The organism is Sphingomonas sp. P2_B6, from assembly GCF_056404755.1.
This window is the reverse complement of the sequence record NZ_JBFUDK010000002.1, coordinates 212,195-235,221: the sequence shown is the minus strand read 5'-3', so window position 1 is coordinate 235,221 and position 23,027 is coordinate 212,195. Positions and strand designations below refer to the sequence as shown.

Genomic DNA, 23,027 nt, shown 5'->3' with positions numbered 1-23,027 from the left:
GTGTTCAGCGTGCTCGACGATACCCATGATCCCGGCCGGACAAGCTGGGTCGCCACCGCTGCCGGCCATGCGGACTTCCCGATCCAGAACCTGCCGCTGGGCATTTTCTCGCCGCCGGGCGAGGCGCCACGCGGGGGGATCGCGATCGGGGATTCGATCCTCGACCTGAACGGGCTCGCCGCCGGCGGCCTGCTGGAGGGCGATGCCCTTGGCGCAGCCCAGGCGGCAGCCGGTCCGGCGCTCAATCCGTTGCTGGCCATCGGTGCCGGACCGCGCCGGGCGCTCCGCGCGCGTGTGTCGATGCTGCTGTCCGATCCGGACCACGAGACTGCGATAGCGCCGCTGCTGTACGAGGCCGCAACCTGCACGATGCACCTGCCGGCAACGATCGGCGACTATACCGACTTCTATGTCGGCATTCACCATGCGACCAATATCGGGCGGCTGTTCCGGCCGGACAATCCGCTGCTGCCCAATTACAAGCACGTGCCGATCGGCTATCATGGCCGGGCGTCGTCGATCGGCGTATCGGGCGCAGCGGTGCGGCGGCCCAATGGCCAGCGCAAACTCCCCGATGCGGAAGCGCCGGTCTTCGGCCCCACCGCGCGGCTCGATTACGAGCTCGAAATGGGCGTCTGGATCGGGCCCGGGAATGTGCCGGGCGAGATGATCCCGATCGCGGACGCTCCCACGCACATTGCCGGATTGTCGCTGCTGAACGACTGGTCGGCTCGCGACCTGCAAGCCTGGGAATATCAGCCGCTCGGTCCGTTCCTGGCCAAGAGCTTCGCCACGACCATCTCGCCCTGGATCGTGACGGAAGAGGCGCTCGCGCCGTTCCGAATCCCTCAGCCGGCGCGGCCTGCCGGAGATCCCCGCCCCCTGCCCTATCTCGACGATGCGGCCGATCAGGCGCGCGGCGCTTATTCGATCACGCTGGAGGCGTGGATCGCAACGGCCCGGATGCGCGATGCCGGGCTCGCCCCGCACCGCCTGAGCCACGGCCCGGCAAGCAGCATGTACTGGACGGTCGCGCAGATGGTCACGCATCATGCCTCCAATGGCTGCAATCTCAACCCCGGCGACCTGCTCGGCACCGGCACCATCTCGGCCCCGACCGAAGACGGCTATGGCAGCCTGATCGAACTCAGCCGGGGCGGGCAGCAGGCGATCGCCTTGCCCGGCGGCGAGACCCGCCGGTTCCTGGAGGACGGCGACGCCCTCATCCTGACCGGCCGGATGGCGGCGGAGGGTTTCGTCCCGATCGGGTTCGGTCCCTGCATGGGCATCATCGGCCCAGCCGCGTCGCACCCGTGACGGGCGCACGCCTTTCCGCGACCCCCGCGGGGATAGGATTATGCGCCCTTGACGCGATTCCGTCGGGGACGGCGCGCAATTTCGTCGTGCAGCTGGAAGGGGGCCGGTTCCACGGCTTCGTCGTCCGGCGGGGACGGGAGGTCAGCGGCTATGTCGACCGCTGTCCTCATGCCGGCATGCCCCTCGCCCATGCGCTCGACCGTTATCTGACGCCCGACGGCACGCTGATCCAGTGCGACTGGCATGGCGCACTGTTCTCGATCGACAATGGCCGGTGCATCGCCGGCCCGTGCAAGGGCGCTCGGCTGACGGCATGGCCGGTCGCCGTCAAAGACGATCTGATCAGAACGGCCAGTGCGCCGGGAGAGGAGCCGCGCGATGGACGCACTGACCGAGCATGAGCGCGACGCCGCGCTGCGCGGCTTGCCGGAATGGAGCTATGACGAGCTGCGCGGCGCGCTCTACCGGCGCGTTGTGCTCGCCGATTTCTCGGCCGCCTTCGGATTGATGACCCGGATCGCGCTGGCCGCGGAGAAGAGCGACCATCATCCCGAATGGTTCAACGTCTATAACCGGCTCGAGATCTGGCTGACGACGCATGACGCCGGCGGCGTCTCGGTGCGCGACACCGCAATGGCGGCTATGATCGACCGGCTGCTCCAGGCCGGCTGACGGCGTCAGGCGGGGATATTGGCCGATCGCTGCTCGGGCAGCACACCGAACAGGTCGGCGGCGCGCTCGATCAGCGCCGGCGGCAATGGGCGCGACCGGCGCGCGGCGAGATCGAAACAGACGGTGCGCGCCACCAAGGTCGCGCACAGCCGATCTTCCGACCGGGCGAACAGGCGCAGCTCGGTCGTGATGGAGCTACGCCCCAGCGCCTGCACGCGACCGTCGATCCGGATCAGGGCGCCCGCAGGCAGCTCGGCACGATACTCGAGCTCATGCCGTACATCGGCCCAACCCTGTTGCGCGATCTTCCCGACCGCCGGATCGTAACCGAGCGCCGCGAAGAGCTGATAGGAAGCATCGTCGAAAAAGGCGAGGTAATGCCGGGTCGTCAAATGCCCCATGGCATCGCACAGCCACGGATGGACCACCCCGAATCCGCACTCGACATAGGTGTCAGCCATGATTGCCGACGTCCCACCCATGCGCGGTAATCGTTGCCTGGGCGAAGTTCAGCGGCGTGGCTTCGAGCGGGATCGCCAGGCTGTCGTTCCAGCGATTGAAGAAGCCGTACAGCGCCACGACCGACAGCAACTCGACAATCTCGATGTCGCTATAGTGCCGCTTCAGCTCGGCGACGTCCTCGTCCTGTACGCCCGAGGGCGCCTGGCCTGCCAGCTGCGCGAAGCGCAGTGCGGCGCGCTCGGCCTCGCTGAACAACGGGCTGCGCTCATAGTCCCAGACCGCGGCGACCTTCTCCGAACCAGCGCCGTGCGCCGCGTTGCTCGCGGTATGCGCCGAACAATAACGGCACCCGGCCGACATGCTCGCCAGATAACCGGCGAGATATTTGAGCTCGGCAGGGAGCGAGCCCGCCCCCATCACCGCCTGCCACAGGACAAGCGTGCCCTGCAGGATATCGGGGCGATGACCGAGCGTCGCGACGCTGCCGGGCAGCTCGGCGAAATCCTTCAGGAACGGCGATACGTCGACGCCGCGGTCCTGCAGCTGATCGATGCTCAGCATCGTGATCCGTGACATCCTATCCCTCCCATTCGGCATTGCCGTCGACGCCGACGATCTGGCCAGTGATGTGGTGCGCGGCATCCGAGGCGAAGAACCATGCCATTTCGCCGATCTCGCTCGGCTGGATCTTGGTGCGTAGCGAGATATAGCCGAGCGCCTCGGCCTCGACCTCGGGCACGGTGCGGCCGCTCCGTTCCGCCGCGCGCGCCATGATCCCGCGCATCCGCTCGGTATCCATGAATCCCGGCCGGATCGCGTTGACCCGGATGCCGGCCGGACCAAGCTCGCGCGCGAGCGTCCGCGTCAGCCCCTCGAGCGCCCATTTCGACGCGACATAGGCGGACCGCCCGGGGAGACCCGTCACGGTCGACGCGGTGGAGATGTTGATGATCGTGCCGCCCCCCGCCGCGCGCATCGCCGGGACGACCGCCCGGATCATGTGGAAGGCACCGTGGACATTCACCGCGAAGCAGCGCGCCCAGTCGTCGGGATCGTTGGTCTCGATGCCGCCCACCGGACCGGCCACGCCGGCATTGTTGATCAGGACCTCCACCGGACCCGCCTCAGCGACCAGCCCAGCAACTGCGGCAGGATCGGACACGTCGGCCCGGATCGCGACCAGTCCCTCCAGTTGCCCGGCCGCGCTGTCGAGCGCTGCCTGATCGACATCGCATACGATCACGCGATCGCCGCGGGCGACGAAGACCTCGGCAATGGCCAGACCGATACCGGAAGCGCCGGCGGTGACGAGCACCGAACGGGCGCTCATGCCATCGCTTCCCGGGCCTGAGCCGTCGCCGCCACGGCGACCGTGCCGTCGGGCGACAGCACGACGCCATAGATCGAATGCGCGCGATCCACGCTGATCAGCCCATCGGCGACATCCTCCGCGACCCGGTCGGCCGCGCGGCCCGCCGGCGGCCCATAGCCACCGCCCCCGCACGATATCGCAATGATGCGCTCGCCCTGCCTGATGCGGACCTGAGCGCACGCCTCGAGCGCACCCCTTATGCCGTCACGATCGATCAGATATTGATCGGCCCCGCCGCCCCTGCCCCCGCCGCGAACGCCGGTGGGGGGATTGCTGTGACCGTCGGACAGATAGCCGATATCGATATCGGCGCCGAGCGGACCGAACTCGACGATGGTCGAGGGCGCGCCGGTATTCGTCCCGGCACCCTCGGTATCGGGCATGAAGCCGCGGGCATGGACCACGATCGGCTGCGACAGCTCGGCCAGCTCGACGCCGTCGATGCAGCACAGGCCGGCGTTGCCGACATGTCCGATCGTCCACCACGCGTCGCTCGCCGGGCTGGCGGCGCCGCCGCTCATCGCCAGGAACATCTGGTTGACGAACGGCTGGCCCGAGCGGGGATCGATCCCCGAAACCACGCCGGCGGACGGCGCGATGACCGATCCGACCTCCGCCATGCCGATCCCCTCGCCCAGCGCGGCAAGCCCGGTCTGGACGCTGTTGGCGACGCGGTCGGCGATATTGGTAGTGGCGGCCGAACAGGAGAAGGGATGGATCGGGATGCCGGCGATGCACCCCTCGCGCAGGGCCACATCGATCCGGCGGAACGATCCCGCATTCTTCGGCACGCGATGATCGATGCTGTTGAACACCCCGATCATCGCCGCGGTGCGCGCGCAGGCCTCGGACAGGTTCATGCCGCACGGCAGGCAATCGGGATTGTCGGTGAGATCGACGGCGACGCGGCCGCCGACGGGATCGACGTCGATCCTGGCCTGGATTTTCAGGCCCTCGGCCGGCAGGCCGGGAAAGGGATCATGCGTGCTCGATCCGGTGACCGATCCGGCCGGGAGCTTGCCGATCGCTTCCGCCATCAGGGTTTCGGAATAATCGAACCACTGGCCGGAAAAAGCCTCGATTCGGTCCCAGCCGATTTCGCTGGCCAGCTGAGTCAGCGCTTTCTCGCCGATGCGCACCGCCCCGACGGTGGAGAGATAATCGCCGCGCCATTGATGCGGCACGCGGATGCGCATCTCGCACATGCGGATGATATCGTCGATGTCCTGCCAGCCGCGCTGCACCTGCACCGCCGGGAAGATCAGCGCGCCCTCATGATAGACGTCACGCGCCTCGGCCATGTAGGTGGTTGGCTGCGAGTTGCCGATATCGGCCTGATGCGCCTTGGCAAGGACGGTGAAGCGGTGGTTGCCGGCCTCGTCCATCACTGGCGCGATGACGGTCAGATCGGCCGGATGCGAGCAGCCATGATAAGGCGAATTGTGCAGAAAGGCGTCGCCCGCCCGCTGATCGGGATGGAACAGCGCGACCGATCGCGCCATCAGATCGGGCCCGGACAGGACATGGATCGGCAGGCTGTCCGCCGCGCTGAGCAGCTCGCCGTCCCGCGTCAGCAGGCAGCAGGAGAAATCGCGCGCGCGGTTGAGCACGCCCGACCGCCCGGTCCGCAGCAGCGTGTTGGACATCTTGCGCACGATCCCGTCCAGGCGGCTGCGCATCACGGCCATTTCCGCGCCGTTCATTACCGCGCCCGGGGCAACAGCTTGGTTCATCGTTCAGGCCTCGATCAAAAGCGCGCCGGCGACCGACCGGCGGAAACGCGCGGGCGGATCGACGACGACCGTGGTGAAGGGAGATTCGATCAGGGCCGGCCCGTCAAAGTCCCTATCGGCGGGGATCGCGTCCCAGCGCAGGATCGGCGTGTCGATCCAGCCCGCGCCGGCGAAATAGACGGGTCGGGTGCGCAACGACGATTCCGTTGCGGGTGCCGGCTTGAGCAGGAATGGAGCCTCGGACCGTGCAGCACAGCGGATGCGGGCGCGCAGCCCGATCAATTCCACGTCGGACGCTTCGTCGCGAATGGTGAAGATTTGCTCATGCATCGCGTCGAAGGCAGTGCGAAACGTCGCGACATCGTCAGCAGTCGCGAACTCGGTCGAGGCCAGCGGCACGTCGATGTCCCAGGCCTGGCCTTCATAGCGCGCCTCGGCGATGAATTCGGTCACGCCGGGCAAGCCGGTGCGGACCGCGAACGCGTCCGCCTCGCCCCGCAACCGGTCGATCGCGGCATTGGCTCGTCCGCTGTCGAACGCGGCCGTGGAGGTGTGCGCCGTCACCGCGAATTCGCTGGTGATATCGGAGATCATCGCGCCGGCCGCGCTCATCGCCGCGCCGGTTTCGGGGATGAGCAGCCTGCGGCAGCCGAGCCGTCGGGCGATGAACACCGAATTGAGCCCGGCCGCGCCGCCGCCGCCGATCAGCACTGCTTCGGCCGGGTCGATGCCCTGATTGACCGTCAGTTCCTGGATTGCCTGGACCATATTCTCGGTGGCGAGATCGAGGATGCTCCAGGCAGCTTCCTCCACGCTGGTGCCGAGGCGCCCGGCGACGTCGCGCGCGATGGCCTCCCGGGAGGCCGCCGCATCCAGCTTCATCGAGCCGCCGAGGAAATAGTCCGGATCGAGATAGCCGAGCACCATGCAGGCATCGGTCACCGTCGGCCGGGTGCCGCCACGGCCGTAACAGGCGGGGCCTGGCGTCGATCCGGCGCTGTCCGGCCCGACATGGAGCAGGCCCGCACCGTCGAGCGACGCGATGCTGCCGCCGCCGGCACCGACGCTCTTCACATCGACTGACGGATAACCGGCGAGATGGCCGCGATAGGGTTCCCCGATCCACAGGTCGCGGGTCATCGGGATACGCCCGTCGCTGACCAGGCTGATGTCGTAGGTCGTGCCGCCCGTGTCGGCGACGATGGCGGTACGCCACCCGCCTTCGCGCTCGGCATAATGGCGCCCGGCGACCGGGGCCATGGACGGCCCCGAATTGATGATCCGGATCGGCGCGGCCGCCACCTCGGACGCTTCGACCATGCCGCCCGCGCTCGTGAGCACCATCACCTCGCCGGCAAAGCCTTCCGCCGCCAGGCGAGCCGAAAGGCTGCCGAGATAGCGTGTCATCAACGGCTTGAGCGACGCGTCGATCGCCGCCGACGACGCGCGGCGGAATTCGCGCAGCGTGGCATTGACCGCGTGCGACAGGCTGTAGGGGATACCCGGCAGATGTGTTTCGATCAGTTCCCCGATGCGCAGCTCATGGGCGGGATGCACGGTCGACCAGAGGAGCGACACGGCGACCGCTTCGATCTCGAGGCTGCGCATCTGTTCGAGCACCGCGATCACCGCCGCTTCGTCGAGCGGGACCAGCACAGTCCCGTCCGCCAGCAGCCGCTCCGGCGCCTCGAAGGTGAGCGCGCGCGGGATATAGGGCTTGGGATAGGGAATCGTGTGGTTGAACGGCTCGGTCCTTCCGCCTTCGCGGAACAGCAGGATGTCGCGGTGGCCCGCTGTCACGATCAGTCCGGTGCGTGCCGCGCGTCCGGTGATGATCGCGTTGATCGCATGGGTGGTGCCGTGGATGAAGCTGTCCGCCCTGGCGAGCAGCGCGCGCAGGGTCAGCCCGCGCGCCTCGGCCGCGACGGCCAGCGCGTCGAGCACGCCCGCGACCGGATCGGAGGGAATGGTGGATGCTTTGTGCAGGGTGATCGAGCCGTCATCGTCCTCCACCACCAGGTCGGTGAAGGTGCCCCCCGTGTCGGTTGCGAACCGCATCTCAGAAAGTCACCGCGTCGGCGCCCTTGAGGCCAAGCATGACGCGGGCCTCGGCCGGAGTCGCGACGTCGATCTCCAGCGCGTCCAGGATCGACCGGAGCTTCAGCACCTGCTGGGCATTGCTCGTCGCCAGCTCGCCTTTGCTGATATAGAGGCTGTCCTCGAGCCCGACCCGGACGCTGCCGCCGACCAGCGCGCACTGGGCGAGGAACTTCATCTGCGGGCGGCCAACGGCGAAGCAGGACAGCATATAATCATCGCCGAACAGGCGATCCGCGGTCTGCTTGAACATCATGAAATTTTCGAGATCGGCACCGATCCCGCCAAGGATGCCGAAAATCCCCTGGATCAGGAAGGGCGGCTTGATCAGCCCCAGATCGGCAAAATGCTTGACGTTGTAGAGATGCCCGATGTCGTAGCATTCATATTCGAAACGCGTGCCATGCCCCTGCCCCAGCTCGACCATGATCCGCTCGATCAGCGCGAAATTATGGTTGGCCGGAAACCGCTTTGACCCGAGCATCAGCTCGCGTTCCCAGTCGTGCTTCCAGTCGAATTTGTCGGCGAGGCCGAAAAAGCCGAAATTCATCGATCCCATGTTGAGCGACGTCATCTCGGGGCTGGCGCGCAGCGGGCCCGCCAGCCGGTCTTCCTCGCTGAAGCCCGGTGCGCCGCCCGTCGTGATGTTGATGACGACGTCCGACGCCTGTTTGATCCGGGGCAGGAACTGCATGTAGAGCTCGGGGTCGGGGGACGGCCGGCCATCGGCCGGGTCGCGTGCGTGCAGATGCAGGATCGCCGCGCCCGCTTCGGCCGCCGCGATCGCCTGTTCCGCGATCTCGTCCGGCGTGACCGGCAGATAGGGCGACATTGAAGGGGTATGGATGGACCCGGTCACCGCGCAGGTGATGATGGCCTTGCCGGTCTTGCGCATGGAAATACTCCTGGTTGAATCAGCGCGCGGCCGCGGTGAGCGCGGCGGTGCGTTCGAAGGGGCGCTGACTGGCGAGCGCGAGGACGATGCCGATCCCGGCAACGCCGGAAATGACGATCATCAGGGCATTGCCGAGCTCGAGCGGCCCGCCGGCGAGATCGCTGCAAATGCCGATCAGGGCCGGGCCGATGCCGATCCCGACCAGCGTCGTGACGGCAAGGAACATCGAGGTGACGATGCCGCGCAGCCGATCGGGCGTCAGCATCTGTACGCCCGCCAGCGATGCGGGCGCGGCCAGCGTGGCGAAGAAGCTGAGCAGCCCATAAGCCGCCAGCGAGACCGGCAGGCTCGAACTCGTCACGAACAGCACCACGCTGGGGATCGCGCAGGCCAGGCCGATCACGATCACCGGGGCCGCCGGCGACGGCCAGCGCCGCGCCTGGAACCAGTCAGTCAGCATGCCGCCGGTCAGATGGCCGAGCGGCGCCGCTACCAGGATGACGGATCCGATCGCGAGGCCCGCCTGGGGCGCCGTCATATGGAAAAAGCGCACATAGAAGGATGGCGCCCAGGCACCCAGCGACTGGATGGTCAGCACGACCAGGGCCGATGCGCCGGTATGGCGGACAAAGGCCGCGCGGTGGGCGACGACGTAGCGCCAGGCCTCGGCGATGCCGGGCCGGGCGATCAGGCTCGCGGTCCGCGCCGGTTCCCGCACGCTGAACATCAGCAGCGCCAGCACGATGCCGGGGATCGCCATGATGACGAAGGTCCCCTGCCAGGGCGCCAGTCGGCCGAAACCGACCAGGTCGAGGCCGCCGGCCACCGTCAGTACGGCGAGGACCGCCCCGCCGCCGATCAGCGCCGCGCTCTTGCCGAGCGACGCGCCGGTGGTGAACAACGATACGGCGCGGCCCAGCTGCTGCCGTGGAAAATAGGCGGCAAGCAGCGACATAGCCGCCGGCACCAGCGCTGCCTCGCCGAAACCGACCCCGATGCGCGCGGCGAAAAGCCAGCCGAAGGACGAAGCAAGGCCGCACATGGCGGTCGCGAGACTCCAGACGAGAATGCCCGCGACGATCAGGTTGCGGCGATTGACCCGATCGGCGGTCAGCCCGAGCGGCACCGCGACCAGGGTATAGAGCACCACGAAGCCGGTTCCCTGCAGGAGCCCGAGCTGCGTGTCGCTGACGCCGAGATCCGCCTTGAGCGGCTCCATCATCAGGCTCATCAGATAGCGGTCGATGAACGACACCAGGTGCGCGGTGGCGAGCAGCAACGCGACATACCACGCATAGGCCGGCGCCGAAGGCGCTACTGGGAGACGGTCCGCCGCGCTCGCCATCACCCGATCGCCGCCGAAATGCCTTCGTCGGCAAGCCAGACCGCGCCGTGAACCGGCCGCGCGCGTTCCGACAGAAGGAACAGCACGATGCCGGCAATGTCGGCGACATCGCTGAAGGCGATGCCGCTGGGGGTCATCTGCCGCATGCCCTCGGCCATGGCCGGATCCGCCCGCACTCCGGCGTTCATCGGCGTCGCCGTGTTGCCCGGCGCCACGGCATTCACCGCGATATTGTCGGGCGCGAGTTCGGCGGCGAGCGCGCGGGTCATCATCGCGACCGCGGCCTTGCTCGCGCAATAGAGCGCAAAGCCCTTGATCCCGACAAAAGCAGCGACGGAAGCGAGGTTGACGATCCGCCCGCCACCACGCCGCTGCATCGCCGGCACCGTTGCCGAGATCGCATTCCACAGGCCCGAAACGTTGATGTCGATCATCCGCGCGCCAGCGGCCGGATCGCCACCGGCGACCGGCGTGGGATAGAAGACGCCCGCGGCGTTGACGAGGAGATCGACCCCGCCGAAGCGCTGCTCCACGGTCGCGACCAGCGCCGCGAACGCGGTCGCGTCCCGCACATCGGCGGCCACGCCGATCGCGCTGCCGCCATTGGCGACGATCGCGCCGGCGACCGCTTCGGCCTTGTCGAGGCTGCTGCTCGCGACCACCGCGACATGGGCGCCGGCGGCCGCCAGCGCCTCGGCCACGGCCTGGCCGATACCGGAACTGCCACCAGTGACGATCGCCACCTTGCCGGCGAATTCGCCGCTCATGCGTACGCCGCCGAGGTCAAAGCGAGGCAGCGCTCACCAAGACCGCCCCCGGCGCACATCAGCGATGGGCTATAGGAAAAGGCGATGCCGTTTTCGGGATCAGCGAAGCCGAGCGATCCACCAGCGCCGGGATGCCCGAAGGCGCGCGGATTGGTGCCCATCGGGGACATCAGCGGCTCGTTCAAGAAGAAGCCATAGGCATAACGGAAAATCCGATCAGTCATTTCACAGGGTCCAAACCAGCTTTCGGTGCGCATCCGGTCGATCGTCTCCGGCGAGACGAGGCGGACGCCATCGAGCGTGCCGCCCGACGCGAGCGCGGCGTAGATGCGGGCGACGGCGCGTGCATTGCCGTGCCCGTTGGTCGAGGGCAGCAGCCCCGAACGCATCCGCGCGTCATTGTAATGGTCGGGCGAATCCGGCCGCATCCGCCATGCCCGACCCATCTTGGTCGAGGGATCGCGCGACTGGACGAAGGTGTGGCTGTCCTGGTTCGGAATGATGTCCGCCACCCGCTCCGGATCGGCCCAGGCCGCGCCATAACCATAATCGGCGCCGAGCGGCGCGGTCACTTCCTCGCGCAGGAACTGGTCGAGCGGACGGCCGTCGACCTGGCGAATAAGCTCGCCGAACAGATATCCGGCAGTTGCCGAGTGATAGCCATGGGCGGTGCCCGGTTCCCAGGCCGGTTCCTGACGCTCGAGCGCGTCGATCATCACGTCCCAGTCATAGCCTGCACCAGCGGGAGCCTGATCGGCGTAGAGCAGGCCCGCCTTGCCCGCCAACAAGGTCCCGACCGTGATGGAGTCCTTGCCGGCTTGCGCGAAGCCCGGCCAGTATCTTGCCACGGGTGCGTCGAGATCGATCAACCCGCGATCGATCAGCATCCAGACGCCGAGAGCCGCCATGCCCTTGCCGACCGACATCATGCAAACGATCGTATCCTGCTGCCAGGGACGAGTCTGCGCGGCATCGGCCCAGCCGCCCCATAGATCGACCATCTTTTGCCCGTGCCGATAGACGGCGACCGCGGCCCCGATTTCTCCCCGGTCGCGAAAATTCGCGGCGAAGGTCTCGCCGACTTTCGCGAACGCCGGGTCGCAATATCCGCTCATGGGGCCGGGCGCCGTCGTCATGGTCAGAACTTCGCCACGGCGCGGATGCCATAAGTGCGCGGCTCGCCGACCCGGCCGACAATGCCGGAGGCGAAGCTTGCCGTGCTCGTCACATATTCGCGATCAGTGAGGTTGCGGGCGAACGCCAGCAGCTCGAAATGTTCGCCGGGAAAGGTGTAGCCGATGCTGGCGTTGAGCAGACCATAGCCGGCCTGCGTATCGAGCCCGGAGTTGGACGCGGTGAAAAATTGCCGCGTGCGATAATTATACTCGCCGCGGATGAACCCGGAGCCGGCGCCGATCGCCGTGTCGGCCTCGGCGAATACCGAATAGGACCATTTGGGTGCGAGGTTCAGCCGGTTGCCCGAGGCGTCATAAGGAATGTTCCCGGGCAGCAGGGCGGAGGTGTAATTCTTGTAGCGTGCGTCGAGATAGGCGAGGTTGCCGCCCAGCTTGAGCCATTTGGCCGGCCGCAGCTGTGCTTCGAATTCGGCGCCGTCGACCTTCGCATCGGAGGCGTTGGTGATGTCGACCACGCCCGGCGAGAGGAAGGACTGCACCTGCAGATCGTTATAGTCGTAATGGAAGACCGTCGCGTTCAGCCGCAGCAGCCGCTCCAGCAGATCGAGCTTGGCGCCGGCCTCGTAGCTCCATAGCGTCTCGGGACCGAAACCCTGGGCCGCATTGGCGCTGGAGAAGTTGAAACCGCCCGATTTGAAGCCCTTGGTCGCCGAAGCGTAGATCAGGACGCCGTCGACCGGGCGGAATTCGACGCTGAATTTCGGGGTCCAGGCCTTGTAGGTGTTGTCCGTGCTGTAGGCGCGAGGATAGGTCGCGTTCGGCAGGCCGGTGATCAGCGAGAAATTGGTCGCGATCTGGTCGAACTTCTTCTTCTCGCTCGTGTAGCGGATGCCCGCGGTCAGCGTGATCTGCTCCGTCAGCGCGAAGCTGCCCTGCGCGAAGCCGGCGATCGCATCGGTGTTGATCGTCGGGTTGAAATTGGCCCGGACGTTGGTGGCGTAGGTCGTCACGCTCGAATCGACCAGGATGTGCTCGTTGAAGTAATAGGCGCCCAGGATATAGGTCAGCGCGCCCGTCTTGCCGGTGAGGTTCACTTCCTGCGAAAACTGGTGCTGGTCCTCGAACTGATCGGTGCGCCGGCCGTTCAGCGCCGTGCCGTCGGTATCGCCGACCTGAGTCAGGCGGTTCGCCCGATAGGCAGTGAGCGATTTCAGCTGCAGGCCGTCGGCCACGTCATAATTGACTTCGGCGGCGGTGCCCCATTGCCGGCGGTTCGAGGCGGGGCGGATATTGACTGCGATCTTGCGATAATCACCCAGCGTGCTGTTTGCGAGAGGATCGGTGGTCGTCTGCAGCAGTTTCACATAGCCGGCGAGCGCGTCGTCCGAATGGACATAGTCAGCCCGTAAAATGATCTCGAGCGGCGCGCTGGGCGTGAAGCGAAGCTGCCCGCGGCCGCCGATCGTGCGCTCGTTATCGGCATCGCCGACGCCCGGCACGATATTCTTGAGATAGCCGTCGCGGCGCGAACCGATGAACGAGATCGACGCAGCGAGCTTGTCCTCGATGAGCGGACCGCTGACATAGCCCTCGGCGCGCGCGAAATTATAATTGCCATAGGTCGCCTGGATCCGGCCGACGAACTCGTTGCCAGGCTTGCGGCTGATCACGTTGATCGTGCCGCCGACTGAGTTGCGACCATAGAGCGTGCCCTGCGGGCCGCGCAGGACCTCGATCCGCTCGACGTCGAGGAAATTGGTGAGGTAGCTCGCCGGTCGGGCGAGATAGACGCCGTCGAGGTGAATCGTCGACGATGGGTCCGATCCGCCAAAGACGTTGTTGGAGCCGATGCCGCGGATATAAATCTGCGAAAAGGACGCGTTCTGCGTAACCAAAAGATTGGGCGTGACCGCTGCGAGATCGCGCACATCCTTGACGCCGGTCCGCTCGAGCATCTCGGCGTTGAACGCCGTCACCGCGAAAGGGGTATCCTGCAACAGGGTGGCGCCGGTCTTGCTCGCGGTGACCACGATGTCGCCGGTTTCCGCACTGTCCTGATCGGGCGCCGTCTGGGCATGCGCCGCCGCGCTAGTGAGAAGCAAAGCTGCACCAAAGCGCAACGTGAATCCAGTCGCCGCCATGTCTGTTCCCTTTCGTGACCGGACCTGCCGTTCCTGGCCTCGCCCGATAATGGGAAGAGATCATGATTTCAGGTGGCACGCAAGCGATTGTCGACGATTCTTTTAAAAAGCATGGCAAAAACTGCCTGACTCGCGCGAAATCATCCTTTATCGTCGACAATTATTACCCGTCAGCCGCTTTTGGGTCGAGCAGGGAGACGCACCAGTCAGCATGATACAGCATGATCGCCTCAGCCGACCTCGCGTCTCCGGCGAGCAGCGCGTCGGTGATGCGTTGATAATTCGCGACATATTTGCCCGCGTACCGATCCAGGTCGATCGCCCCGGCCAGCAGCCTGTTCCAATATTCGATATTGACCGCGCGCAGGACGAGATCGACGTGCGGCTTCTCCGCGATGGCGTTCACGAGATAGTGGAATTCGTTGAGCACCAGGAAAAAGCCGAAATTCGACGGCGTGTCGTCGCCGGCGGCCCGGATCGCGGCCATTGCCGCGCGGACCCGCTCGGCATTGTCGTCCAGATCGATCCGCCGCGCAGCCTCGCGCAGGCCGATCGCGGCAACCGGCGCGCTCACTTCGTAGATCGCCGCCAGGTCGCGCACGCTCATCGGACGCAGCATGGCGCCGCGATCCGGCAGCAGTTCCACCAGTCCCTGCCCCGCCAGCACCGCCAGCGCCTCGCGCACCGGTGCCCGGCTCAGGCCCAGCCGCGTGGCGAGTTCGGAAGCAATGATCCGGCTGCCTGGGGTCAGTTCTCCCGCATCGAGCGCTGCCATGATCGTTTCATAGACCAGCTGGACCAGCGAGGTCTTCAGGCCGCCATCCGAATCCTGCTTGGGCGATCCAAACGGCAGCCCGCTCGGCCCCGCAAATTCGCGGTCGGAATCCTGCGGCGTTCTCTTGGGACGAGTCATGGTTCGTTCGCAGCCTTTTGTCCGGATGTTCGACAATCCTCTTACCGGCCCATGCAACGCAGGGCCACCACCTCCCGGAGACGACCGCATGGCTGATGAAACCTCGTCCCTTTACGGTGCCATCGTCGCGGCGCTGGCCGCGACGGGCGATCGCATCGCGATAGTCGGCAACGACCGCGCCTTGAGCGGCGCGGCGCTGCTCGACGGAGTCGAACGATGGGCGGCCGGGCTCGCCGCGCTGGGCGTAGGCGCGGGTGACCGCGTCGCGGTGCAGGCGGACAAGTCGCTCGATCTGGTGCAGCTATATCTGGCGACGCTGCGCCTCGGCGCCGTCTACCTGCCGCTCAACAGCGGGTATCAGGTCGCCGAGATCGGCTATTTCCTCGCCGACGCGAACCCGGTGCTGTTCGTATGCGATCCGGCGCGGGCAGCCCTGTTTGGCGACAATGGCATCCCGATCGCGACGCTCGATGCCAATGGCGCGGGCAGTCTCGCCGAAGCGGTCGCGGCCGCGCATCCGCCCGCGCCGCCGCACGAAGCGCATGGCGGGGATCTCGCGGCGATCATCTATACTTCCGGTACCACCGGTCGCTCCAAGGGCGCGATGATCACCCATAGCAATCTCCTGTCCAATGCTCGGGCGCTGATCGCCGCCTGGGGCATCGGGCCGGACGACGTTCTGCTCCACGCGCTGCCGCTGTTTCACATTCACGGGCTGTTCGTGGGGCTCAACCCGCTCCTCCTCGCCGGTAGCGAGATCAGGCTCATGCCTGGCTTCGACAGCGCAAGTGCGATCGATCGCTTCCCCGGGGTCAGCCTGCTCATGGGGGTGCCGACCTATTACACGCGGCTGCTGGCCGATCCGCGGCTCGACCGGAGCAGCACCGCCCAGATCCGCCTGTTCATCTGCGGCTCGGCGCCGCTCACCGCGGCAACCTTCGATGCGTTCGCGGCGCGCACCGGCCACCATATCCTCGAACGCTATGGCATGTCCGAATGCGGCATCATCTGTTCCAACCCGCTCGCCGGACCGCGCCTGGCCGGCGCGGTCGGTCGGCCGCTCGACCGTGTCACCGTCCGCATCGCCGACAACAAGGAGATCGGCGTCCTCGAGGTGAGCGGTCCTAACGTCTTTGCCGGCTATTGGCAGCAGCCCGAAAAGACCCGGGCGGAATTCCGCGACGATGGATTCTTCATCACTGGCGACATTGCCAGCATCGACAGCAACGGCGTCGTGCGCATCGTCGGGCGCGACAAGGACATGATCATCGCGGGCGGACTGAACGTCTATCCCAGCGAGATCGAGAGCCTGATCGACCAGTTGCCCGGCGTGGACGAATCGGCAGTGATCGGGTTGCCTCACCCCGATTTCGGCGAAGTGGTCGCGGCGGTCATCCGGCCTGTGCCCGGCCATGTCGTCGACCCGGCGACGATCGTCGCCGCGCTCCGCCCGCAACTCGCCGGGTTCAAGCTGCCCAAGGCGGTGTTCGCCGTCGACGATCTGCCGCGCAACACGATGGGCAAGGTGCAGAAGGCCCTGCTCCGCGCCGAATATTCAACCTGGTTCGGGGGCTGACCCATGCATCTGCGGCTCATCCGGCGGACGCCGGTCTCCTCGCTCACCCATGCCCGCCACCTGTCCGAAAAGCTGATCGGGCGTGCCGGCGAGGCCGAAGGCACCAGCCTTGCCGCCAGCCTGGCCGACCGGTGCCGGTCGTTCGACGACGGAGAAAGGCTGACCTATTTCCACTGGCTGGTCGACGCGCTGCCGCCGCCGCAGCCGGCATTGCTCGAAGCCGCCCGGGCGTTCACCGCGGATCCCTCGGTGGCCAATGCCGCGATGCTCACACGGCATGCCGAACCCCGGCGGCAGAATCTGCTGCGCCGGCTGAACGCCGCGCCAGGCGGCACCGCGCTGATCGTCGCCCTGCGCGCGCAGCTCCAGCGCCTGCTGCCCGATCATCCCGAGCTGCAACCGCTCGAAGACGATATGCGCCACCTCCTGGTCTCATGGTTCAACCGCGGGTTTCTCGATCTTCGCCGGATCGACTGGAACAGTCCTGCCGCGATCCTGGAGAAGCTGATCGAATATGAGGCCGTCCACGCCATCAGCGGCTGGGACGATCTGCGCGGCCGGCTCAGCGGCAGCCGACGCTGCTACGGTTTCTTCCACCCTGCCCTGCCGGGCGAACCGCTGATCTTCGTCGAGGTGGCGCTGACCGACGGCATCAGTGACTCGATCGGGCCGCTGATCGATCCAGCCGCGCCGGCCGGAAGTTCCAAGCCGACAACCGCGATCTTCTATTCGATCAGCAATTGCCAGCACGGCCTGCGTGGCATCAGCTTCGGCAACCTGCTGATCAAGCAGATCACGACTCAGCTCAAGGCCGAGCATCCATCGTTGCGAACCTTCGCGACACTCTCCCCCGTGCCCGGATTCCGGCGCTGGCTGGATGCCAGGGACGGCAACCGGACGCCCAAGGACGATGAACTGCGCCAGCTATGCGCCATGTATCTGTGCGGCGACGATGCGGCTGGGCGGCAGACCAGCGATCCCGTCGCCAAATTCCATCTCTCCAACGGCGCGCGGCTCGAACGGATCAACCTCGCCGCCGACCCTTCGGACAAGGGGCTCGCCCAGAGCCACGGCGTCATGGTCAATTATCGTTACCTGCCCGAGCAGATCAACGCGAACGTCCAGCGCTTCCTCGCCGAAGGACAGGTCGCTGTGTCCCCGCCGGTCGCCAGGTTGCTCGGTCGCCCCGCGGCGCTTCACGAAGGGCGATTGTAGCGTACCGCCGCAACAAGGGCCCCCGGTGTCGGGTTGTTCGCCCGAGAGGGCAATGCGCCGCCGCAAACTACGCGGCAGTCGAATCATACATTGCCCGCGCCACCCGCGCGACACGGCTCGTGCTGCCGAGCATCAGCATCCGCCGCTGCGGCAGATTGAGCTTGTCCAGGATCATGTGGACATGGTTCTTGACCGTGGCCGGGCTGATGCTGAGCGCACAGGCAATCTCCTTGTTCGACATTCCCTCTTCCACCAGAGAAGCGATTTCGCGCTCGCGCCGCGTCAGTTGCGCGTCTCCCACGGGTCGACCGCGCGTCGCGAGTTGCGCGACACGCTGCAACAACCGCGTGGTGAGTTGGGGCGGGCACACCGGAACGCCGCTTAGCGCGCGCTTGGCTGCCTGATTCAGGTCAGTGATCGTGCCGTCATGGTCGACGAACGCCGTCACCCCGGCTTCCGCGCCCGCCAGCCCTTCGTCCTCGCTGGTCATGCCGAAACCGATCACCAGCACCGGCGGCGAGAGCGCGCGTGCAGCCCGTGCCGCTTCCCGGGAACGCTCGTGCGAAATATCGACAAATACGATCTCCACCGTGCTCGCGGCGAGCGCGCCGGAAAGTTCCTCCGCCGAAATGGCGCCCACCACCTCGAGGTCGCCGATCCGCGCCAATCCCGCCGCGATTCCTTCTCGATAGATCAGGACGTCGCTCACCACGAGCGCGGGTGGTCGCTTCCTGTTGCCTGCGTCGCCGTCGCGATGGCGCTCCATCCCTGAACTCCTTCTGATTACGCCGCTCCGGCCGACTTCAATAAAGCCGATCGGCCAATGGCGGGGCCGGACCAATACTCGCCGGGGGAAATAATCCTGCCCCCAACATTTTGATTAACGCCGTGTTATTCACGGAGCGCGCGACCTACCGAGCCAAGAAAAGTCCTTGGCTGTCGCTAAAGAGCAAAGGAAACCCCAAGCAACCAGGTGGCGATGATCATAGTCCCGATCCGGCCAATCGAAAACTGGATTTAAGATCAATACGGTGTTTTCGACGATTCTCTGTCGCAGAGCGGTCGACTTCCCGTCGGCCAATTGTACGGATGCGACATTATAGGCCAAATGGTCCGGACCATGGTTCGGACACAGGTCCAGCTGATGACCCCAGGCCGTTGACCCGGGCCTTCCTCCCCACCCTTCAGTTCATGCACGCACCGCCGACATGAGCCTAGCTTGCCTCCCTGACCTCAAAGGGATGCGCAATGACGATCCGCGTATTGCTCGGCGCTTCCACGGCGATGGTCAGGTCCGCGCTGCACGGCGCGCTCGCAGAATGTGAGGATATCGAACTGGTCCACGCCGCCACTCCCGAAGCCGATATCGTGACTGGTGATGTCGACGTCGTCATCCTTCACCAGGCGGCGATGCGCGACTTCCCGGACGCGCTCCGGGTGATCTTCGACGCGCCGCATATCGGCGTGGTGGCGATCGGCGAAGACGGACAGGCGGGCGATCTCTACCGCGTGGATCGTCAGGGGTGGCGTTTCGGCACCGGGGACCAGCATGGACTCGCCGATGCGATCCGCGCCGTGGCACGGGCCGGCTGATGGCCCAGCATCAGGCCATCGCCGCGGTCACCGCCGCGATCCGCGGTCTGATCCGCGAACGCTATCCGCGCGACGCGTTCAATTCGCTCACCGTCGAGATGTACCAGGCCAAGGACGTCGAGAAGGGCCTGACCGGTGATGGCTTCGCGATCCTGCCCTGGCGCGTGACGATCAACACGCAACGCCGCGCCCGCGGGCCGCGCGTCGACATCTTCGGGCGCCGTTTCAGGCCCTCGCTGCCGATCGACGTCAGCTTCCTGATCATCCCGATCGCGTCCTCGGCGGAGAAGCAATTGCGCATGCTCGGCTGGGTCATGCGGGCGCTGGAGGATGCCGGGACGATCACCGCCGCCCAGCTCAACGACTATCTCACCGAGGACGACATCTTCACCATCGAGGAAGATGTCGACCTGGTCTGCGATCCGCTTGCTCTCGCCGACCAACTCAACATGTGGGATCGCATCCGCAAGCACCCGCTGTTCGTCAATTATCTCGTCCGCATGGTGCTGATCGACAGCAACCAGGCGCTCGACGACAGCGGCGAAGTGCTTGAGCGCGGCTTCGGCGTCGGGGTGGCCGAGGAAGCGATATGACGCTGGTCCTCGTCTCGCCCGACCGCTTCACGCGCCACGTTCCGCTCGGCTTCGCCTTCCGCGACGCGTCGGATCTCGGCCTTGTCGGCGATGGGCTCGACATACGCATCGTCGATGCCGGGCGCCCGTTTCGCCAGGCCGTGCTCGGCCCGACGCCCAGCGGTACCTGGATGACTCCGCGCCTGCCCGGGCTCAGTTTCGAGCTTGCCCAGAAGCCGGCCGACTGGCCCGCCAAGGCGCGCAACTTCAAGGTATCGGTCGACGATCCCTTCCAGCGCTTCCTGCCGCTGCGGTTCGAGGCGGCCTTGCCGGTGCGTGGCCGGTTCATCTGGCCGGCCTGGGCCGGGCTCGACCAGGCGAAGATCGCTCCGTTGCTGCCCGCCGGTGCCCCCGCCGGATACAAGCCGAACTATCTCCCCCTCTTCCCGTCGATCGCCTGCCCCGCATCGGGGCCGCGCTCTACCGTCCGGGCTCAGCTCGCCGAGCGCCAGGCGGACGGCACCGACAAGCCCGCGGCCTGGGCCGTGATGACGGTGACGGTCGACGGCAAGATCATCGCGCTCGGCATCGCCGGGGCGAACGGCTCGATCGCGGCGATCGGGGGCTATCCGGCGCTTCCATCCCAGACGCCGGAGGAAGCGACCGCCGGCCGGGACGCAGTCACCTGGAGTGCGGAGATCGCCGTCTATTGGGACGAGCTCACCGACGAGTTGCCCAAACTCGACGCGATCCTGGGCCAGCTTTCGAGTCCAGCGCGCATCGCCCTCAAACAACTCAACAAGGACGATCCCCTGCCTGGCCAGCCGCTCACGCTCGGTCGCCCGCTCACGCTCGTCTCGCTGAAGTCGGCGAACGTGCGTCTCTCAACGCTCTACCTCAAGCCGAATTGATCGAGGAGACTGCCCATGCCTGAATATCTCGCCCCCGGCGTCTTCGTGGAGGAAGTCTCCTACCGGGCCAAGTCGATCGAAGGTGTCAGCACCACCACCACCGGGTTCGTCGGCGCGACGCGCTTCGGCCCGATCGACATCGAGCCCGACGTCATCACCTCGCTCGTCGAATTCGAGCGGATCTATGGCGGCCGCCAGCAGCTCGAATTCGTCGGCACCACGCTCGACAATTACATGTGGCACGCGGTCCGCGCCTTTTTCGAGGAAGGCGGCAAGCGGCTCTATGTCGCCCGCGCTTTCCAGGGGAATATCGACACTGCCTGCGCGAAGGTCGCCGGCGCGTTGGTCCCTCCGGCCAATGTCGCGATCCGCGCCCGCTTTCCGGGCAAGGCGGGCGAGGCCCGGGTGCGGCTGCAATTCTGGGTGAGCCAGAACCGGCTGGTACTGGAGCCGATCCCCAACAGCGGCGGCAAGCACAAGGCGATCCTGCGCTCGTCGTTCGATCGCGACACCGTCTATGTCGGCAACGATGCCAGGAAGGGCATCTATTTCATCTCCTACGACATTCAGAAGGGCCTGTGGAATTTCGAGAACCAGGACGGCACGGCCAAGTTCGAGCTGCAGGAACTTGCCGAAACCAACGCCACGATCCGCACCATCACCGCAAGCGTCTATGTCGAGCCCAGCGAGCCTGGCCTCCCCTTCTTCGCCGTTGCCAATCTGGCGCTCGACCGCGGGCACAGGATAGGCGGCGCGCCTGATTCGATCTTCGACTATTTCGCCGCCGAGCCGGCCAATCTGTCGGCGTCGCGCTCGATCCCGATCGTCGTCGCCGCGCTGACGGCGGAAGACGCGCAGATCGAGAAGACGGCCGCCGACAAGGTCAAGGCCGATGCGGACAAGGCCGACAAGGACGCCAAGAAGGTGGTCGACGCCGCCAACAAGGCGGTCAAGGACGCGCAGGACGAAAAGGATATCGCCGACGGCAAGCTCGACACCGCGCTCGACCATCAGGCCAATCCCCAGCCGGGCGACGTCCAGGCTACCCTGGATGCGGCGGTCGTGGCCGCCCAGGCGGAGGTCGACGCGGCCCAGGCCAAGATCGACCTGGCGCTGCCAAAGGTCCAGCCAGCGATCGACGCCAAGGCAGTGACGGCGGCCGCGCTCGTCGAAGCGACCGAGCGCGCCAAGGTCGCCGCCGACATCTTCGCGACCGCCGGGGACGACAATCCGCCGCGCAACGGCGCCAGGATCGCCACCGACTATCTTGCCGGCAACAAGGCGGACAATCGCTTCGTCATCACCGATCTCGAAGGCACAGGCAGCGACGCGGCCAAGGCGCGCAGCGAAGGCAAGGCGCCTTTCCTCGATGCGGTGTTTTTCCTGGCCGGGGGCAAGGACGGCGAAGTGCCCGGCCCGGACCGCTATGTCGGTGAGGAAAATCCGACGACCAATCGCAAGTCGGGGCTGAAGGCATTCGAGGATATCGAGGATATCTCGATCGTCGCCGCGCCCGGGTCGACTTATGGCCTCGCAGCCAGGATCAACGCTCAGGCGACCGCCAACGCGCTGATCAGCCATGCCGAGCGCATGCAATATCGCATCGCGGTGATCGACAGCATCAAGGGCCAGTCGATCGCCGATGTCCGGGCCTATCGCGCCATGTTCGATAGCAGCCACGCGGCGTTCTACTACCCCTGGGTCCGGACGATCGATCCGAACACTGGCCTGGAGAATTATTTCCCGCCATCGGGTTTCGTCGCCGGCATCTATGCCCGCAACGACATCGAGCGCGCGGTCTTCAAGGCACCTGCCAACGAGGTGGTGACCCTGGCCCTCGGCTTCGAGAAGCTGATCAACAAGGCCCAGCAGGAAGTGCTCAATCCCGAGGGGGTCAACTGCTTCCGCTTCTTCGAGGGGCGCGGCATGCGGCTCTGGGGCGCACGCACCATGAGTTCCGATCCGGAATGGAAATATGTCAACCTTCGCAGATACTTCGCCTATCTGGAGCGCTCGATAGACAAGGGCACGCAATGGGCCGTGTTCGAACCGAACGGCGAACGGCTATGGGCGAACGTGCGGCGCACGATCGAGGATTTCCTGCTCAACGAGTGGCAATCCGGCGCGCTGCTCGGTGAAAAGCCAGACCGCTCCTTCTTCGTGAAGTGCGACCGCTCCACCATGACCCAGAATGATCTGGATAATGGCCGGCTGATCTGCCTGATCGGGGTAGCCCCGTTGCGCCCCGCCGAATTCGTCATCTTCCGCATCGGCCAGTGGACGGCCGACCGCAAGTCATAAGGGGTCATT

The 23,027-nt window shown here is 66.2% G+C and carries 21 protein-coding genes; 9 read left to right on the top strand and 12 right to left on the bottom strand.

Annotated elements, in window-relative coordinates:
- The 3 genes from fahA (at position 1) to AC1DX5_RS03600 (ending at position 1,989) form a co-directional block, all read left to right on the top strand.
- Entirely contained in the window at positions 1-1,317 is a 1,317-nt protein-coding gene (gene fahA, locus AC1DX5_RS03610; protein ID WP_478014225.1) for a fumarylacetoacetase, read from the top strand.
- 86 nt (positions 1,318-1,403) lie between these two features.
- A complete protein-coding gene (locus AC1DX5_RS03605) occupies positions 1,404-1,718 on the top strand; it encodes a Rieske (2Fe-2S) protein (protein ID WP_465181472.1) in 315 nt (104 codons plus the stop codon).
- Positions 1,696-1,989, top strand: a complete 294-nt coding sequence (locus AC1DX5_RS03600; protein ID WP_465176698.1) for a 4a-hydroxytetrahydrobiopterin dehydratase — start codon at positions 1,696-1,698, stop codon at positions 1,987-1,989. The genes AC1DX5_RS03605 and AC1DX5_RS03600 overlap by 23 nt, the downstream gene beginning before the upstream one ends.
- A gap of 5 nt (positions 1,990-1,994) precedes the next feature.
- On the opposite strand, the gene AC1DX5_RS03595 is transcribed toward AC1DX5_RS03600, so the two are convergent.
- From AC1DX5_RS03595 to AC1DX5_RS03545, 11 genes are all read right to left on the bottom strand, one after another.
- Entirely contained in the window at positions 1,995-2,450 is a 456-nt protein-coding gene (locus tag AC1DX5_RS03595; RefSeq protein WP_478014223.1) for an acyl-CoA thioesterase, read from the bottom strand.
- Complete coding sequence (locus tag AC1DX5_RS03590) at positions 2,443-3,027, bottom strand: carboxymuconolactone decarboxylase family protein (protein WP_478014221.1); 585 nt, start codon at positions 3,025-3,027, stop codon at positions 2,443-2,445. The genes AC1DX5_RS03595 and AC1DX5_RS03590 overlap by 8 nt, the downstream gene beginning before the upstream one ends.
- A gap of 1 nt (position 3,028) precedes the next feature.
- The gene (locus AC1DX5_RS03585) at positions 3,029-3,781 is read right to left on the bottom strand and encodes an SDR family oxidoreductase (protein WP_465173327.1); all 753 of its coding nucleotides are present in this window, start codon (positions 3,779-3,781) and stop codon (positions 3,029-3,031) included.
- Positions 3,778-5,556 carry a hydantoinase B/oxoprolinase family protein gene (locus tag AC1DX5_RS03580; protein WP_478014219.1) on the bottom strand — a complete coding sequence of 593 codons (1,779 nt, stop codon included), beginning with the start codon at positions 5,554-5,556 and terminating at the stop codon, positions 3,778-3,780. The genes AC1DX5_RS03585 and AC1DX5_RS03580 overlap by 4 nt, the downstream gene beginning before the upstream one ends.
- Before the next feature lie 3 nt (positions 5,557-5,559).
- Positions 5,560-7,614, bottom strand: a complete 2,055-nt coding sequence (locus AC1DX5_RS03575) for a hydantoinase/oxoprolinase family protein (protein ID WP_478014217.1) — start codon at positions 7,612-7,614, stop codon at positions 5,560-5,562.
- 1 nt (position 7,615) lies between these two features.
- A complete protein-coding gene (kce, locus tag AC1DX5_RS03570) occupies positions 7,616-8,548 on the bottom strand; it encodes a 3,5-dioxohexanoate:acetyl-CoA acetone transferase (protein ID WP_465173324.1) in 933 nt (310 codons plus the stop codon).
- A gap of 19 nt (positions 8,549-8,567) precedes the next feature.
- The gene (locus AC1DX5_RS03565) at positions 8,568-9,893 is read right to left on the bottom strand and encodes an MFS transporter (RefSeq protein ID WP_478014215.1); all 1,326 of its coding nucleotides are present in this window, start codon (positions 9,891-9,893) and stop codon (positions 8,568-8,570) included.
- The gene (locus tag AC1DX5_RS03560) at positions 9,893-10,660 is read right to left on the bottom strand and encodes an SDR family NAD(P)-dependent oxidoreductase (protein ID WP_478014214.1); all 768 of its coding nucleotides are present in this window, start codon (positions 10,658-10,660) and stop codon (positions 9,893-9,895) included. Before AC1DX5_RS03560 ends, AC1DX5_RS03565 begins: the two co-directional genes overlap by 1 nt.
- Positions 10,657-11,775: a serine hydrolase domain-containing protein gene (locus tag AC1DX5_RS03555; protein WP_478014213.1), complete on the bottom strand. Its 1,119-nt coding sequence runs from the start codon at positions 11,773-11,775 to the stop codon at positions 10,657-10,659. Before AC1DX5_RS03555 ends, AC1DX5_RS03560 begins: the two co-directional genes overlap by 4 nt.
- A 23-nt stretch (positions 11,776-11,798) precedes the next feature.
- Positions 11,799-13,937 carry a TonB-dependent receptor gene (locus AC1DX5_RS03550; RefSeq protein ID WP_478014211.1) on the bottom strand — a complete coding sequence of 713 codons (2,139 nt, stop codon included), beginning with the start codon at positions 13,935-13,937 and terminating at the stop codon, positions 11,799-11,801.
- 163 nt (positions 13,938-14,100) lie between these two features.
- The gene (locus AC1DX5_RS03545; RefSeq protein WP_478014209.1) at positions 14,101-14,850 is read right to left on the bottom strand and encodes a GntR family transcriptional regulator; all 750 of its coding nucleotides are present in this window, start codon (positions 14,848-14,850) and stop codon (positions 14,101-14,103) included.
- Positions 14,851-14,938: 88 nt separating this feature from the next.
- On the opposite strand from AC1DX5_RS03545, the gene AC1DX5_RS03540 reads away from it, so the two are divergent.
- Both AC1DX5_RS03540 and AC1DX5_RS03535 read left to right on the top strand, forming a co-directional pair.
- The gene (locus AC1DX5_RS03540) at positions 14,939-16,426 is read left to right on the top strand and encodes an AMP-binding protein (RefSeq protein ID WP_478014208.1); all 1,488 of its coding nucleotides are present in this window, start codon (positions 14,939-14,941) and stop codon (positions 16,424-16,426) included.
- A gap of 3 nt (positions 16,427-16,429) precedes the next feature.
- Entirely contained in the window at positions 16,430-17,641 is a 1,212-nt protein-coding gene (locus tag AC1DX5_RS03535) for a malonyl-CoA decarboxylase (protein ID WP_478014206.1), read from the top strand.
- 67 nt (positions 17,642-17,708) lie between these two features.
- On the opposite strand, the gene AC1DX5_RS03530 is transcribed toward AC1DX5_RS03535, so the two are convergent.
- Positions 17,709-18,407, bottom strand: a complete 699-nt coding sequence (locus AC1DX5_RS03530) for a response regulator transcription factor (RefSeq protein WP_478014204.1) — start codon at positions 18,405-18,407, stop codon at positions 17,709-17,711.
- A gap of 482 nt (positions 18,408-18,889) precedes the next feature.
- Between AC1DX5_RS03530 and AC1DX5_RS03525 the strand changes: the two genes are divergently transcribed.
- The 4 genes from AC1DX5_RS03525 to AC1DX5_RS03510 are packed head-to-tail and all read left to right on the top strand — an operon-like array spanning position 18,890 to position 23,018.
- Entirely contained in the window at positions 18,890-19,234 is a 345-nt protein-coding gene (locus AC1DX5_RS03525) for a hypothetical protein (protein ID WP_478014203.1), read from the top strand.
- Positions 19,234-19,827: a Pvc16 family protein gene (locus tag AC1DX5_RS03520; protein WP_465173314.1), complete on the top strand. Its 594-nt coding sequence runs from the start codon at positions 19,234-19,236 to the stop codon at positions 19,825-19,827. The genes AC1DX5_RS03525 and AC1DX5_RS03520 overlap by 1 nt, the downstream gene beginning before the upstream one ends.
- Entirely contained in the window at positions 19,824-20,717 is an 894-nt protein-coding gene (locus tag AC1DX5_RS03515; protein WP_465176690.1) for a hypothetical protein, read from the top strand. Before AC1DX5_RS03520 ends, AC1DX5_RS03515 begins: the two co-directional genes overlap by 4 nt.
- A gap of 15 nt (positions 20,718-20,732) precedes the next feature.
- The gene (locus tag AC1DX5_RS03510) at positions 20,733-23,018 is read left to right on the top strand and encodes a phage tail sheath family protein (protein WP_478014201.1); all 2,286 of its coding nucleotides are present in this window, start codon (positions 20,733-20,735) and stop codon (positions 23,016-23,018) included.
- Positions 23,019-23,027: the final 9 nt, after the last annotated feature.